Raw genomic sequence first — 15777 nt, forward strand, 5'->3', positions numbered from 1 at the left:
CTCCCAAGACCTCCCTCTTTGAACACGACCACGTCGTGTCATCGCACTGGCCCAGTGACCTTGCCGACTTGTCGAGCAAGCTACGCAGTCGAATGGAGGAATACGGCGATTCGCCCGACGAACACCTGCGTCACGAAATCGAAGACCTTGTCGACTGGGTCAGTGAATTCGCTGCAGACACGCCCCTGTCCGAAACCGATTGGATTCCGCTGCATGAAAACAGCCAGGCCGTCTCGGCAAACTTGAAGGCAACCGACGAAGCGTTCGCCAGCGATGACCTGAAACAGATCGAATCACTCTGCCAACGGATCGATGAATCGGTCTCCCTGATCCCGGAACACTTTGCCAGCGTGAAAGCGTCCACCCCATGAACCAACCACTCACAATCATGTTGACCGGCGGATTCGTTCGCGTCCTTCAAGGCTTCGCTGCCGCCGCGCCAACGTTGCTGGTGGGACTGCTGATCGCGTCGATCATGCGCTACTACCTCGGCGACAAGGGCACCCGAAGGTTGTTCGGCGGCGAGACAATCCGATCACTGCCACAATCCTGGTTGGTCGGCATGCTCTTGCCAGTCTGCTCGATTGGCGTGCTGCCGATTCTCTGCGAGATGCGACGGGCTCGCGTGAAGCCGGGGGCGATGTCGGCGTTCGCTCTCTCCGCTCCGTTGTTCAATCCGCTGTCGCTGCTTTACGGGCTGACACTCAGTCGACCGATGGTGATCATTCTGTTTGCATTCGGTTCACTGATCATCGTCACAGCGCTCGGACTGTTCTGGGATGCGTTCGGCGGGCGGAAAGAACCAGCTTGCGATTCAGAACCAGACATCTCGGATGCCGATCCCACCAACCCCGACTACTTGATCGGTCTGCGGCGACTGGCCGCCACGTTCGTTCACTTCGCTCGTGATCTCACCGGTGCGAGCCTTGGTTGGACGGTGCTCGCGTTGTCCGGTCTCGCGGTTCTGGCCGCTGTCCTTCCCTTTGGAGCCATGCAGCACTCCGTGGAACGCGACGACTGGCTGGCGCCGTTGACGATGATGGGAGTCGCGATTCCTGTTTACGCGACCCCGATGTTGGCGATGAGCCAGTTGGGGATGATGTTTCAACATGCCAACTCACCCGGTGCAGCGTTCACCCTGTTGATCTTGGGCACCGGTATGAACCTGGCCACTCCGGTCTGGTTTGGAAAGCACTACGGATTCAAAGCGACGGCACGGTGGACGGTTTCCCTGCTGGTGATCGTGCTGGGAATCTCCTATGCAATCAATCAGCCGCTGATTCCACCGGGGGTCGAACCTGCCGGTCACACGCATGCCTTTGACATCTACGCCAATCCGATCCCGGTCTCCCAAGGGGGCAACACAACCTCGCTGCGAGACTTGGTGGTCAAGGACCTCGACTTCAGCGTCATCGCTTCGCTCGCCGTCCTGGGTTTCTTCAGCTTGGCCGGGATCGGTTTGCGACTCATGAAAATCGATGAGGCTTGGTTGGTGCGAACTGCCAAGGCTCACTCGTTTGTTTCCTCCCTGACATCGGAAGATGCAAAACCTCGCAAGGGACTCGACTTGGTGGTCCCGCCAGGCATCATCGGAGCGACCATGCTGGCGGGCTTGGTCGCGATGAGTGTCGTCGCCTGCTTCGCCTACTACCCATCGGCGGAGGAATGCTTGGATGAGATCAGCATGGCGAGGGCAGAGTGTTTGTCGGCGGCCAACAGCGGCCAAGCCGAACACGCTTTGTATTGGCTGCCTGTTTGGGAAGACTGGAGTCGCCGAATGGAAGTCGGAACATTCATTCGCACGGGGCAGATTCGGCCCTACCAAAGGATGCAGGGTTATTTGATCCGCAAAAAGCTCGAATTGCTCGAACATGAACTGGAGCACGACCCGTTCGAACTGGAGGAAACACAGCAGGTCGTGAGGAATATTCTGTCAACCAACACCCGCTGGGTACGTTCATTTCGACCCCAAGACTGACAATCCGATCTCGACGAGATTACAATCGCAGGCGGTCGGACCGGACTGACGCACCTCTTTTTGCGGAAGATCCGTTTCATGTTGGTAGTTCAAAAAAGCAAAGCTCGCGCCTTCACGCTGGTCGAATTGCTGGTGGTCATCTCGATCATTGGCGTTCTGATCTCGATGTTGCTGCCTGCCGTTCAATCGGCCCGCGAAGCCGCTCGTAGCACCGATTGCAAGAACCGCATTCGGCAATTGGCACTGGCGACGCACATGCACCATGACGTGCTCGGCTACTTTCCGCCGGCCAGGTACGAGTCGCGACCGGACGCCGATCCGGCCGACCAATGCGGCTTGGAAACACCCACGTGGCTGGCCCGTGTGATGCCTTATATCGAGCAAGCCTCGCTCGGTAGCCAATGGGATTTTTCCAAACCCTGGCATCAACACCCCGAGAACGTTCGAACGGTCGTTCCGGACATCTTCCTCTGCCCCTCGCGACGCTCCGGAACACAACCGACCGGCACTCGGGCACTCCGCACAACGGTCGATGGCGGAGGCGGTCGCCTCCCCTGCGGTTGCCCCATGCCGCCTCGTCCCGTCGACGTGTCCTTGGATATCGAAGGTGCGCTCAGCGATTACGCAGGCAACCATGGTGACCTGACGCCCGGTGCGACCGGTGCTCCCACTGATTTTTACTATGGTGGCAACGGGACCGGAGTGATCATCAGTGTGCGTCCCAACTGCAGTGATGGCAAAGCGATTGCCCCCTCCGATCGCATCCGGATGGCCTCTGTCACGGATGGGACGTCCAGCACGTTTCTGTTTGGCGAAAAGTTTGTCCCCCTCAACGGCCTGGCTCAATTCCCCGAAGACTCGCCAGCTTACGATGGCGACCACCTGCCCGCGTCCAGTCGTCTCGCCGGGCCCGGACTGCGTTTGGCCAACGGCCCCAGCGACGTTCTCGCTGACATGTTCTCATTTGGAAGCTGGCACCCTGCCGGCGTTCACTTCGCGCTGGTCGATGGCAGCGTTCGAATGCTCAGCCCCCACACCGACACCAAAGTCCTGGGCTCGCTGGCCAACCGTCGCGACGCCCACGTGGTGGAGTTGGCCCAATGACTCGTCCTTGGGTCTCAGCCTTGTTTCTTCCACTGCTGCTGGCAGGATGTTCGGCGCAACACCCCGCAACAGGATTTGTCGGGTACACCGACGGGGAACCCGTTCAGTCCGGAAGCATTGAGTTTCGTTTGATCGAGACGGGCGATCGCTTTGCTGGACGGATCGCTCGCGATGGCGAGTTCACGTTGCGGGATCAAGACGGAAACGAATCGCTGCCCCCTGGTGACTACGAAGTCGTCGTCGTGCAAATCGTGCTGACGGAAGATGTCGCCGCAGCCGATCACGATCACGGCCGCACCGTCCCTCGACGTTACGCCGACTACTACACCAGCGGCTTGCGGTATTCCAACCCAGCTGACCGGGTCGATTCGATCCGTGTTGAGCTCGAAGCAACGCCATCGACCCAATCGTCTGCTTTTTAAAGAACGTTGCCGATTCCGAGTGAATGACAGGCGACATCCGCGGCGGAAAACGCCGTCTTCACAACGCATCCAGCATGCAAAACGCGTCATCTTGATTGCGTATCCGTTCCGTGAATTCGGCGGCATCAGCCTGCACTGCCACTGCCACGTGCTTGGATGCTTCGTCGTTCTGTGCACCTTTCGGCCGAGGCATGCCGCATGCATCCGCCTCAGATGGTTAGGATAGGACACAAAGGCGGTGTCAGTGTTGAAAGATTGTACGATTCGAAGCACCGGCTGATTCAACACACGAGGAGCGAAGTGATGCAGATTGGCGTCCCCCGCGAAAATTGGCCAGGCGAGGCGAGGGTGGCACTCGTCCCCGCCAGTGTCAAGAAACTGATTCAGTCTGGGTTTTCAGTCGAGATCGAATCGGGTGCGGGATCTCAATCAGGGTTTCCGGACGACGCCTACACGGAGGCCGGTGCTGTCATTCTGACCGACCGGGCATCCCTGCTGTCGGGCTCCGACGTCGTGCTGCGAGTCCGACGCCCCGAGACCGCGGAGGTTTCCAACCTCCGGCAAGAAGCCATCCACATCAGCTTCCTTGACCCATTCAATGAAAAGGAACTAATTGGCGAAATGGCCCAGTGCGGCGTGACGTCGGTTTCGATGGAGATGATCCCGCGATCCACTCGCGCCCAAAAGATGGATGCGTTGTCCTCGCAAGCCAACCTGGCGGGCTACGTCACGGTGATCCAAGCTGCGTATCACAGCCAAAAGATCTTCCCGATGATGATGACTCCCTCGGGAACCATTCGGCCCGCTCGGGTCTTTGTGATCGGTGCGGGCGTCGCGGGCCTGCAAGCGATTGCAACGGCGAAACGACTCGGTGCCCGCGTCGATGCCTTTGACACCCGGCCCGTCGTCGCGGAACAAGTTCGATCGCTCGGTGCCAAGTTCGTGGAGATCGATCTGGGCGAAGTGGGGCAAACGGAACAGGGGTACGCCAAAGCGCTGACACCGGAACAAATTGAACTTCAAAAGGAAGGCCAAAAGAAACTCATTGCGGTCTCCGATGTCGTCATCACCACCGCCCAACTGTTTGGTCGCCCGGCGCCTCGCATCGTCACTCGCGACATGCTGCTCGCGATGCAACCCGGCAGCGTTGTCGTTGACATGGCAGTGGAAACGGGAGGCAACGTCGAGGGTTCCGTGCTGAATGAAATCGTCGATGTCGAAGGTGTCAAAATCATCGGCCAAGGGAATCTGCCATCCGAGGTCAGCCGCAATGCCAGCGAGATGTACTCGAACAACTTGACCGCCTTGATCGACGATTTTTGGGACACCGAATCCAAGCGGTTCGCATTCGATCCCGAGGACGAAATCGTTCAAGCCGCCGTCATCACTCGTGGTGGCGTGATCGTGAACGAGACCATCGCCAAGCTTCATTCGTAAACCACCATTCATCCATTCAAACAGGGGTTCCCATGGAAGCCGTGCTGCTCGCCTTCATTTTGATGTTGTCCGTGTTCTTAGGCTTTGAACTGATCGCCAAAGTGCCGGCAACCCTGCACACGCCCTTGATGTCGGGTGCCAATGCGATTTCCGGCATCACCGTCGTCGGGGCCATCATCGCTGCGGGAGCCGATCTGGGACCGTGGTCGACGTGGCTGGGCGCACTGGCGGTCTTCTTTGCCACCGTCAACGTGGTTGGCGGCTACATGGTGACCGATCGGATGCTGAGCATGTTCAAAAAGAAAGACAGCCCATCGGGAGGTGACTCATGAGCGTTGAAGTCCTGGGTTCGGTCTACATCCTCGCGGCCATCTTGTTTGTCTTCGGGCTCAAACTGATGAGCTCCCCGGCAACCGCTGTGCGAGGCAATCTCCTGTCGTCTGTCGGGATGCTGATGGCCGTCCTGATCACACTCACGTCCAAGGAAATCCTGGACTACCGCTACCTGGCCGGTGCCGCGATTCTCGGCGCCGTCGTGGGCGTGATCTCGGCGCGGCGAGTTGCCATGACGGGAATGCCCGAAATGGTCGCGTTGTTCAATGGCTCCGGTGGCATCGCCAGCCTGCTGGTGGGCTGGGCCGCCCTGTATGGGCAAGAATCGTCCGCCTTCACATTGGTCACCGTTCTGGTTTCGATCTTGATTGGCGGCGTGACGTTTTCGGGATCGTTGGTGGCCTGGGCCAAGCTCTCAGAAACCATCGGCAGCGGGGCGATGACCTTCGCAGGGCAGCGTGTCGTCAACGTCTTGTTGTTGCTGGTGCTGCTGGGATGCTCGATTGCGATGGTCCTGGACCCCGCCTGGACGTTCCCCCTCGTCTTCGTTGTGATTGGACTGTCGATCTTATTGGGTGTGATGGCCGTCATCCCGATCGGTGGCGCCGACATGCCCGTTGTGATTTCCCTGCTCAACAGCTACTCGGGACTGGCTGCATGTGCCGCTGGATTCGCAATCAACAACACCATCTTGATCGTGGCTGGTTCGCTGGTGGGGGCGGCAGGATTGATTCTGACCAACATCATGTGCAAAGCAATGAATCGATCGCTCAGCAACGTGTTGTTCTCCGGTTTTGCAGCGACCACCAAAGCCACCAAGGTCGAAGGGGAAGTCAAACCGATCACCGCCGATGACGCCTACCTGATTCTCGAGGCCGCTTCCTCGGTCGTGATGGTACCTGGATACGGCATGGCGGTCGCGCAAGCACAGCACGTGGTTCGCGAATTGGGCGAACTGCTCGAAGCCAACGGGGCAGATGTCAGCTATGCGATTCATCCCGTTGCCGGAAGGATGCCCGGACACATGAACGTCCTGCTAGCCGAAGCGAACGTGCCCTACGATCAATTGATCGAAATGGACGAGATCAACCCACGGATGGAAAACATCGACGTGGCAATCGTGATCGGAGCCAACGACGTGGTGAACCCAGCGGCACGCGAAGACGAGAACAGTCCGATCTACGGCATGCCGATCATCAACGTCGACTATGCACGGACGGTGTTCGTGCTGAAGCGTTCCATGGCGTCCGGGTTCTCCGGCGTCGACAACCCACTGTTCTTTGGCGAAAACACAAGAATGCTTTTCGGTGACGCCAAACAATCGCTCAGCAGTGTGATCGCCGAATTCAAATCCTGAGCGACTTCGCCAGCACTGATTGCCAGACTTCCGGGAGCGGGCAGGACGCGTCACTTCCCGGGCTTTGGCCCCTCCCTCCGGTACGCCTGAGGGACGTCGATTTTATGACTGACGTTCTTCGAGGCGTCCTTCGCCCAGGACCTGAACCGTAGTGGACGAGGCGACGAATCCTTCCCCACGCAAGGGACTCGTTGCCTCGTCCACTACCAAATGCTGTCCTCAATCAATCGACATCCCAAAGGCGTCGATCAACTGCACGACCTCCAATCGGAGAGGAGAGTCTGTCATCGATGCGACCTGGCTTCGTTGGATGATTCACCCCGACCAAACTGCGTTCCCATCACGCGGCTGCAAATTCGGCATTGATACAATCGCTCAAGGTGGTTCCTGATCCCGTAATCAGAGCCCAGTGGACACCGAAAATTCATTGCGCAGCGGCCTCTCGCACGCATGGTAGAGTTTCGACTCGTTGAGTGCCGACCCCCACTAAGCATTCTTGTTTTCACAGTGTCCGAAGAAGTGAGAAAATGAAGATGTCATTACAGGTCAATCGTTCCCGCGGATTCACTTTGGTGGAACTGCTGGTTGTCATCGCAATCATCGGCGTGCTGGTGGGACTTCTTTTACCAGCGGTGCAATCAGCGCGTGAGGCGGCCAGACGAATGCAGTGCAGCAATCGTTTGAAACAGATGAGTTTGGCGTTGCACAACTACCACGCCAGCTTCAACACCTTCCCAGCGGCAGGCGTCCTGCCAAAGGGACAGAATGTTGCACGTTACTACCCAGGGGTGACGGTTGCGTTGCTGCCGTACATCGAGGAGCAAGCACGCTACGAAATAATTCAGCAGCGACTTGCTGCATCCACCTCAGCGTTCAGCCGGATGTTCAACGGAACAGAATACGAATCCATTTTGCCGGGTGTGCTATGCCCGTCATCTCCAAATTCGTCGCAACCATCGCCATACGCGAACAACGCTCGAATCAACTACATGTTCAACATGGGTGACGGCATGTTGAAACTCGACGCTGCCTGGCACCATCCGAACTATATCAACAACAAATACGTTCAAGCGCGGCATCGGGGCCCGTTCCACTTGGAATCGTGGGTCAAGTTTCGTGACATCTTGGATGGGACGAGCAACACGCTGGCATTCAGTGAATCGGCCAGTGCCGGATCCGGAAATTACTCCTTGGAAGTCAAAGGAAGCTCCGGATACAACGGTGCGTTGCTTGATCCTGATGGTTCCGAACCAGTGATTCACCCCGACGTGTGCGTCACCAGCACCGTGGACCCGGTCAATCGGAATCTGTACTTGGACCCTTGCGACTCCTGGCGTGGAAACTTCTTCCAAACCGGGACGCCGTGGAATGGTTTTCACACGGTCGTCCCACCCAACGGCCCAAGTTGCTGGGACAGTCCCACAGGATACTGGGCGGCCATCTTCACACCCAACAGCTATCACACCGGCGGCGTCCACGGTGCCTTGATGGATGGGTCCGTGCGATTCATCTCCGATTCGATCGACAGCGGAGACCTGACACAGTCTCAACCACTCTCAGGAGAGAGCCCCTACGGTGTCTGGGGGGCGCTCGGAACGCACCGCGGTGCGGAGCTACCCGGCGAGTATTGAGCAAAGAGTATTGAGCAAACGTGAGCGTTTGAGCAATCAACACGCGGAACACTGCGAGCAACCGGCTGCAGTGTTCCGCCTTTGCCGCCTGCTTGAACGCAGGAATGGACTGAGGTCAGTCCATTCGTCAGAAGTGCGATTCAAGCGAAGCAGGTGGGCAGAAATGATCGGGAGGAACCATGTGAGCCGTTTGGGCGTTCGCCCCGGTTCTGCGTGGGAACAGTGGCGTTCGCCAAAACAGTTCCAATGCCGAATGACTCCTGCTGACCTGCTGATGAAATCATCGCTGCGAGCTGCGAGGCTCACTCCATCGGTGTGTACGACGCATCGCCTTTGGACGTTGCACTCGCTTGCACATCGATCTCTTTGACGGCGGCGCCCAAATCCTCACTGAACAGGTTCTCACCTGAACTCGTGACTTCCACCTTCAGGGGCGTTGTCCCGGCGGTGCGGTATTCCTTTGCGACCACCTTGTAAACCTCGAACGTCCCCGTCTTCAGTGCTCGATCGTACTCATTGATCTCATCTCGCGTCGCTCCTTGACCAGGATGTTTTGGGTAAGGATCGCCTTCGGTGACGTTTTTGCTGACGATCACTTTAAAATGACCTTCAGGTGCCCCCTCATATTGAGTGGACGTCACCAAGGCCGCAGTCCCTTGCTCGTCAGTGGTTCCACCGACCGGCCAACGAGTCAGGGACGAATCTTCTGGATAGAGCACAACAGTCGCGTCAGCGAGCGGAACGCCATCCTGAGTGATCGTGATGGATGCAGGGTAAGTTTCAGGCATCCCCTCAGGACGCGAGTCGCCGCATCCAGTGAAAGCGAGTGTCAGTGCCAAAAGCAATCCGACAGCACCACTCCAAGTTCGGTCAATCTTTTGCATGTCTCGTTCTTTGTGTTTGTCATCGATGTCTCGCGGAAACCACCATGGCATCGGCAAGTTCGCGCTGCCCATCAGGAAACCGCGCACAGAGAACGAAACTATATCAACCTGCTCTGTCACCCACGGATTGGAGCCTCTCTTGCAACCGCAAGGCGAAAGATAGCACCGCCATCGAGGGATACGGAAAAGATCAATCACACAGAACTTCGCCGGCCCGAAGGCCGGAGCGTCTGCCTATGTCGGTGTGGACTTCAGCGGGGCCGCTTTCACTTGGATTGCTTCGGCTTCCGCCGGGAACCTGCTTTTCGCTGGGAACCAGCTTTCGAGTTGCCTTGAGACCTCGTTGTCTTCGGTATGGTAACGGTGTAAGTCAAACCGTGATTGGTTTGAATCGTTACCGCGACATTCGACATGCCAGTTGACACAACAATTTCCTTGGAGAATGGAAAACGAATTGACCGAACAAGTCGACCTTTGATTGCAAAAGCTGGACCACCTCGACCACGAAACGAATCCCGCGTGTTCGCGAGAAACAGCGTCAACCAAGGTTTCCAATCGTGTCATCGGAGATTGTCATCGTCCGCGGATCACCCCCATCCGCTGAAGCGGTCGTGCGATGCCAACGCCTCCGAGTCGTGGAGAATCGTTCGGAATTAATTGGCTGTAGCGGAGCGGCGCGAGCCGCCCGGTGTGTCACCGGAGGGCTCGCGCCCTTCCGCTATCTTTTGAAATCCCGAAGTTGTTTCCGAACGGTTCCGAGCGACGGCAGTTGGCAGCGAGTTTGATCCCACCTGCCGCCGCCCCGCGGTTTGGTTGGGCAACGCGTCAGGCGACCGCTTGGTCAGATCAGCCCCAAGGATTCCATGGCGTCCGCGACACGCATGAAGCCTTCGATGTTTGCTCCTTGGGCATAGTTGCCGGTGACTCCAAATTCGTCGGCCGTTTCCAGGCAACGGTCGTGGATGTCCTTCATGATTGCCGCCAATTTCTGCTCGGTGTATTCAAACGACCAGGCGTCACGCGAGGCATTTTGCTGCATCTCCAAAGCACTGGTCGCGACCCCGCCTGCGTTGGCAGCCTTGCCGGGCGCGTAGGCGATCCCCGCCTCATGGAATTTCTCGATTCCCTCGGGCGTGGTTGGCATGTTGGCACCTTCAGCAACCGCCCTGCAACCACCTCGCAACAGCGAGTCCGCGTCTTTCCCGGTCAGTTCATTCTGGGTCGCGCAGGGGAGCGCGACATCACACTTGATTTCCCAAATCTTCCCCGCCCGTTGATAGCGTGCTTGCTTTCTCGTTTTGCAGTAAGCCTCAACGGGCAGTCGCTCTTGTTCCTTGACCCGCTTCAGGGTGGGCAGGTCGATGCCACACTCGTCATAGACCACGCCTTTCGAATCGGAACAAGCCACCACCTTGCCGCCCAGTTGCGTGACCTTTTCAATCGCGTAGATCGCGACGTTGCCCGCCCCGGACACGATGCAGGTTTTGCCTTCGAGTGATTCCCCTCGCGCCGCCAGCATCTGCTGGACGAAGTAGCCGAGTCCGTACCCAGTCGCTTCGGCCCGAACCAGCGCGCCGCCATAGCTGAGCCCTTTGCCTGTCAAAACGCCCGACTCATAACGGTTGCTGATTCGTTTGTATTGTCCAAACAGGTACCCCAACTCACGACGTCCCACGCCGATGTCGCCCGCTGGAACATCGGTGTATTCCCCCAAGTGCCGTGACAGTTCAGTCATGAAGCTTTGGCAGAACCGCATCACTTCATTGTCGCTGCGTCCCTTGGGGTCAAAGTCGCTGCCGCCTTTCCCACCACCGATGGGCATCCCGGTCAGAGCGTTCTTGAAAATCTGTTCAAAGCCCAGGAATTTGACGATCGACAAATTGACGGATGGATGAAATCGCAACCCGCCTTTGTACGGACCCAGGGCACTGTTGAACTGCACGCGAAAGCCGCGGTTGATGTGCACCTCGCCCCGATCATCCTGCCATGGAACACGGAAAATCACCTGCCGTTCGGGCTCGCAAATGCGCTCGATGATCTTCTGTTCCGTCAGCCGAGGGTACTTTGCCAACACAGTCCCGATCGATCCCAACACCTCTTTCACCGCTTGGATGAACTCTTGTTCGCCGAGGTTTCGTTGTTGGATATTCCAGAGTGTTGACTCTAATTTTTCATGCATCGTGTGGATCAAATCTCTTGAAGTGGTGCCGGGGAGCCAAATCTGGCGTGAAACAATCGCTCGGCCGACGATTGCCTGATTCCCGGTAGAGAAAGCCAAGGCAACGAGAGTTGTCATTGGCTTGTCGATCGAAGGTGGCTTCTTTGCAATCATGGCCCCAGCATGGAAAGGCCGCAGCGAAAAAACCCCATTAGCACCTGGCATGCCGAACCGTTCGGACCATCGCAATCGACGTCAATCCGGCGTTGAAACAGATTCCATGTGCCCCGCCACTTCACCGATGCGTCAACTCCCGGCGACACCACGTCGCCACAGGTTGACTCCCTGGCGATTGAGACAGGATCACGACTTCCGGTGGGGCCCGGACGTTTCAAAACCAAAGGCAAGCCACCAACATCCTGCTGCCTCCACCTCCAACCACGATGAGACATCCGATTCGTGCCTTGCTTCCTTCCAGGCCGGAAAGCTACAGAGGAATGAACGAATTGCCACTCCTTCTTTTCACCCCCATCAAGGACGACTGCTTGCGAACGAAGAAAGGCGTCCGAACGTTCGCAATCCGAGCGATCAACCTGGGGCTGTTGCTCGCATTGGTGCTTCTAGTTTCCCGGAACGTCGTTTCACGGTTCCTAGCAGAACGAGTGGCGTCGTCCCTGTTGGCAACGGAAGTCCGAGTGGAATCGGTTCACATTGGCCTGGGTACGATTCAAGTTGATGGCATCACGGTCATGGAACCTTCCATCCCAGATGCCGCGCAGATCGAAGTCCACCAAGTCGACGTTGTCGCGTCCATCTTTCGTGGTCTGAGCGACGGGAAGTGGGTCGATCACATTGCCGTTGTGAAACCAGTCCTCCACCTTCGGTTCGACGACGAAGGCCAACTGCTCTCGGTTTTCCCGAAATCAGAAAGCTCATCCGAAGGCGAGACCAAAATCCCACTTCGGTCTTTGCTGGTTCAGAACGCGGAACTGATCGTTCACCAGGGAACACACTGCCAAGCGATGGTGGAGGGAGCCAGCCTTTCGGCCGCGTTCGGAACCGAAATCGACCTCCGCGCGGAAGTCGACCAGTTGCTCGATGGACAGCTCGATTTTCAAACCCGAGTGGATGCAGCCACCTTCGCCGGATCAACCGTCATCCAATTGACGGGCTGCCGCCTCGATAGCCACACGCTACCTGCCAGTTTGTTACCGCCTGACGTTCGCAAGGAACGCGTCAGTGGGACGGCGTCGATGCTGGTCAAAGTGCAGCACCCGGCCGACGAGAAAGATTTCCGACACCACCCCGCGGAAATGCAACTGCGTTTGCAAGACATCGCCTGGAGTGACTTCGGAACGGTGGTGAGCCAAGTGACGCTGCATGCCAACACAAGCCGCGATGGACTCGCACTGAACGTGGACGCGGACCCGCTGCAGGGCAGGGCTCAATTGTCATTGACGACCAATTCACTCGCTGCACCACTGACAGCGAACATGACCAGCGAGGTCAGCGGTTGTGACCTCCAACCCTTGCTCGCTCACTTCATCCCGAACTTTGGCGTTCACGCGACAGCGGGCTTCTCAACGCACTCCCAGGTCAGCTGGCACGATGGGGTCGCTGACTTCCAAAACACAATTCACGCGATGGCGTCAGGCCTCGCCGCGGATGACATCGAACTGGATCCCGTCATCTGCGACGTCATTTGCAAGGGGCAAATCCCACTGGATCCAAACAACTTCGATCCGATGGGAGGGTTGCAAGGCAACCTCTCCGGCAACGTGACGTCAGACGGCCTTGGTTTGCATCAACTGGCCAAGCGACTCGGCATCGCGGATCTGGATGGCCGCCTCCAAACATCGGTCGCCTTCTCACTGCCCCTGGATCAATGCCTCGACCCCAATGCACTGACCGTCGAAGCAACCGCAAGTTGCGAAAACATTCAGGCACACGGCGTTGCACTGAACGACACGGTCGCCCAAATGAGCCTTTCCAAGGGCACGGCTGTCGCTCGCTTGGACGAAGCCCGATTCGTCAGTGCACAGGGCGAGACGATTGCGGTGACAAGCGGTTCCGCACAAACAAGCCTGTCCACTCGGCGACTCCAACTGCAGGCCATCTTGAACGAACTGGATGGACAGCACGCTGCCCGCCTTTGCAAGGTCGATGATGGACAACTCAGAGGGAAGGCAACCGGCCAAGTGGACGCTTCCGTCTCGCTCGATTCGATGGCTCACCCCGACGCCTGGCAAGTGTTGGCCAGCCTGAACACGGTGGGCATCTCCGTCTTGGGAGAAGTGGTCCGCGACGTGAACGCGCAGCTGGAACTGAACCAAGGGCGAATCGTTGTTGCCCCCACCACCTTGCAATGGCGTGAGAACCGCTGCCAGCTCTCATTGGATGGAAAGCTCACCAATGAATTGACAATCGACGCGGACTTTTCAGCGGGACCGATCTCACTCCGTGATGTTGCCGATGTTGCGTCACGTTTTTCATCCACCCCGTTGCCACTCGCCGGAACAGCCCAACTGGCTGGCAAACTGCATGCAGACTCCAAACGCCACACCATCACGACAACCGGGACCGCGTCTTTGTCGGACGCAACCTACGCCCGCACGAGCATTGGCTCGGCCCGTCTGAATTGGAAAGCGGACTCAACAGGGCTGGTGATCCACACGGGATCCGACGATCTGCTTGGCGGTCAATACACGCTCTCGCTGACGACCCACCAACTGGATTGGACGCAGTCGACGATCGAATCGTGGTTCACTGGAATCCAGGCCAACCGCTTGCCTCGATTTGCCAACGTTCAAATTCCTGTGACAGGCACTCTGGAAGGCGGATTCAAATTCACGTCGCTCGGATCGCTCGCCAAACTGGGTGGAAACGCTTGGGTCCGCAGTCGCGCGCTCTCGGCAATGAACGTGCCGATTGAGCTGACACGGGCGGAGATTCAGATCGAGAACGGGATGGCGAATGGGAATGCAAACGGAGAGCTCCTGCAAGGCACCTTTGACGCCAAGGTCCAAAGTGATCTGCAAGAACTCGTCGCATTCGCGAATCAAGACGCCACCGACCTGCGTCAGATTCCCTTTTTCGTGGAAGCCAAACTCAGCCGACTCTCAATCGACAAAGCGATCCAAGCGGCCAAGTTGCCGACAGCCCTTCGCCCTTTGTCCGGGTTCGTGGATGCCAACTGCACGCGTGATGCGAACTCGATCCGCGACGGTTTGCTTTGCACTGCGACGGCGTCAGCGGAACGCGTTCGCTGGAACCAATCCAGACTTTCCGATCGTGTGACCGCCAACGTCGAACTGCGTCCCGATCGTCTGGCGTTGGAATCCGTTGACGGACGATTCGCAGACGGACGGCTCAGTGGGCGGGCGGAAGTCTCGCTGATTGGCGAACCTCGCGGGACGTTTCAATTCGGTATCAACCGAATGAACCTTCGACTTGCTGCCGCACCACTGGGCAACATCGCAAGCGGTGCGTCCGGAACGGCCAGTGTGCGAGTCACCGGTCGCATCGCACAAACCATTTCGGGTCGGGCGGATGTCTCCGCCAACAACCCTTCGATTGCCGACCTCAACATCCGCGCGGTTCGATTCCCGATCGACTGGACGGTCACACCAGCCTCGAACCGCATTGCCTGGCGATGCCGCGCGGGGGTGATCGAAGCAGGCGGTGGAAAGATCAATGTTTCGACCGAGGGCGACTACAGTCGTTCTCTCAACATGCAACTTGCCGCACGGCTGAATCAGATCGACACCTCTCGTTTGCTCCGCGGCAAAAGCGTGGGAGCAGGCGTGATGGACGGGCAAGTCCATTTGAACGCCCGACGTGCCAGCCGCCCGGATCAGATTTCCGGCAACTTCGACCTCCAGATGTCCCAGGTCGATTCGTTGGAGATGCCGATCTTGGACCAGCTCGATTCCCTGGTGAGTTTGACTCCCTCACTGGGTTCCAAACACGACAATGACGGCACCATCACAGGTCGATTGTCCGGCGGATTGGTTCACCTCGATCAACTGGCCATCACACAGAGCAACGTCCAGGTCCTGATGAGCGGCAATGCTTCGCTCGACGGACGTCTCAACTTTGACGTGACCGCAGCAACCGGCCAGGTTGGGCCGGCAGACGGATTGATGGCGCTCACCGACTCGCCGCTCATGCTGGCTGCTCCCGCGCCGGTCACCCTGGTTTTGAAAGCGAACGAGGCGATGAAAGACCGAGTCGTCCACGTCCATGTGGGTGGAACTTCCTCCCGGCCAACCCTTCGTTTGCAACCCGGCAAAAACTTAACCCAAGACACCTTACGTTTCTTCTTGACCAACAGCTTCGGATCGCAGGTTGCCAATGTGGCGGACCAGTCACGGAACCAGAACCGCTCGCGTTAGCAAGCAACGGAAAACGACCGTTCCTTCACCGGCAACAGCGTGTCAATCAAGCAGACAGAACCAAAACTGAACACGGAGA

General features: G+C 57.8%; 12 protein-coding genes. 9 read left to right on the plus strand and 3 right to left on the minus strand.

The window, feature by feature from the left end:
* Positions 1-35: 35 nt before the first annotated feature.
* The 4 genes from RISK_RS05140 (at position 36) to RISK_RS05155 (ending at position 3504) form a co-directional block, all read left to right on the plus strand.
* Complete coding sequence (locus RISK_RS05140; protein WP_236696039.1) at positions 36-371, plus strand: hypothetical protein; 336 nt, start codon at positions 36-38, stop codon at positions 369-371.
* Positions 368-1978: a permease gene (locus tag RISK_RS05145; protein WP_047813207.1), complete on the plus strand. Its 1611-nt coding sequence runs from the start codon at positions 368-370 to the stop codon at positions 1976-1978. The genes RISK_RS05140 and RISK_RS05145 overlap by 4 nt, the downstream gene beginning before the upstream one ends.
* Positions 1979-2056: 78 nt before the next feature.
* Positions 2057-3082 (plus strand): DUF1559 family PulG-like putative transporter, encoded by a 1026-nt coding sequence (locus RISK_RS05150; protein WP_047813208.1) that lies wholly within the window; start codon positions 2057-2059, stop codon positions 3080-3082.
* Entirely contained in the window at positions 3079-3504 is a 426-nt protein-coding gene (locus RISK_RS05155; RefSeq protein ID WP_047813209.1) for a carboxypeptidase-like regulatory domain-containing protein, read from the plus strand. The genes RISK_RS05150 and RISK_RS05155 overlap by 4 nt, the downstream gene beginning before the upstream one ends.
* Positions 3505-3562: 58 nt before the next feature.
* On the opposite strand, the gene RISK_RS33345 is transcribed toward RISK_RS05155, so the two are convergent.
* On the minus strand, positions 3563-3697 hold the full coding sequence (locus RISK_RS33345) for a hypothetical protein (RefSeq protein WP_261340211.1): 135 nt from the start codon (positions 3695-3697) through the stop codon (positions 3563-3565).
* Between the two features lie 110 nt (positions 3698-3807).
* Between RISK_RS33345 and RISK_RS05160 the strand changes: the two genes are divergently transcribed.
* The 4 genes from RISK_RS05160 to RISK_RS05180 all read left to right on the plus strand — a co-directional run bounded on the left by RISK_RS05160 (position 3808) and on the right by RISK_RS05180 (position 8262).
* Entirely contained in the window at positions 3808-4941 is a 1134-nt protein-coding gene (locus RISK_RS05160) for a Re/Si-specific NAD(P)(+) transhydrogenase subunit alpha (protein ID WP_047813210.1), read from the plus strand.
* Between the two features lie 32 nt (positions 4942-4973).
* On the plus strand, positions 4974-5273 hold the full coding sequence (locus RISK_RS05165) for an NAD(P) transhydrogenase subunit alpha (RefSeq protein WP_047813211.1): 300 nt from the start codon (positions 4974-4976) through the stop codon (positions 5271-5273).
* Positions 5270-6631 carry an NAD(P)(+) transhydrogenase (Re/Si-specific) subunit beta gene (locus tag RISK_RS05170; protein WP_047813212.1) on the plus strand — a complete coding sequence of 454 codons (1362 nt, stop codon included), beginning with the start codon at positions 5270-5272 and terminating at the stop codon, positions 6629-6631. The genes RISK_RS05165 and RISK_RS05170 overlap by 4 nt, the downstream gene beginning before the upstream one ends.
* Positions 6632-7158: 527 nt before the next feature.
* Complete coding sequence (locus tag RISK_RS05180; RefSeq protein ID WP_047813214.1) at positions 7159-8262, plus strand: DUF1559 domain-containing protein; 1104 nt, start codon at positions 7159-7161, stop codon at positions 8260-8262.
* A 302-nt stretch (positions 8263-8564) separates the two neighbouring features.
* Here RISK_RS05180 and RISK_RS05185 read toward each other — a convergent pair whose 3' ends face one another.
* Positions 8565-9197, minus strand: coding sequence for a hypothetical protein (locus RISK_RS05185; RefSeq protein WP_150122490.1), 633 nt, complete (start codon positions 9195-9197; stop codon positions 8565-8567).
* 790 nt (positions 9198-9987) lie between these two features.
* Positions 9988-11325 (minus strand): NADP-specific glutamate dehydrogenase, encoded by a 1338-nt coding sequence (gene gdhA, locus RISK_RS05195; protein ID WP_047813234.1) that lies wholly within the window; start codon positions 11323-11325, stop codon positions 9988-9990.
* A gap of 485 nt (positions 11326-11810) precedes the next feature.
* Here gdhA and RISK_RS05200 point away from each other — a divergent pair, with 485 nt between their 5' ends.
* Positions 11811-15698: an AsmA-like C-terminal region-containing protein gene (locus RISK_RS05200; RefSeq protein ID WP_160311399.1), complete on the plus strand. Its 3888-nt coding sequence runs from the start codon at positions 11811-11813 to the stop codon at positions 15696-15698.
* The last annotated feature ends 79 nt before the right edge of the window (positions 15699-15777 follow it).

The organism is Rhodopirellula islandica (genome assembly GCF_001027925.1).
In the GTDB taxonomy this organism is placed as follows: domain Bacteria; phylum Planctomycetota; class Planctomycetia; order Pirellulales; family Pirellulaceae; genus Rhodopirellula; species Rhodopirellula islandica.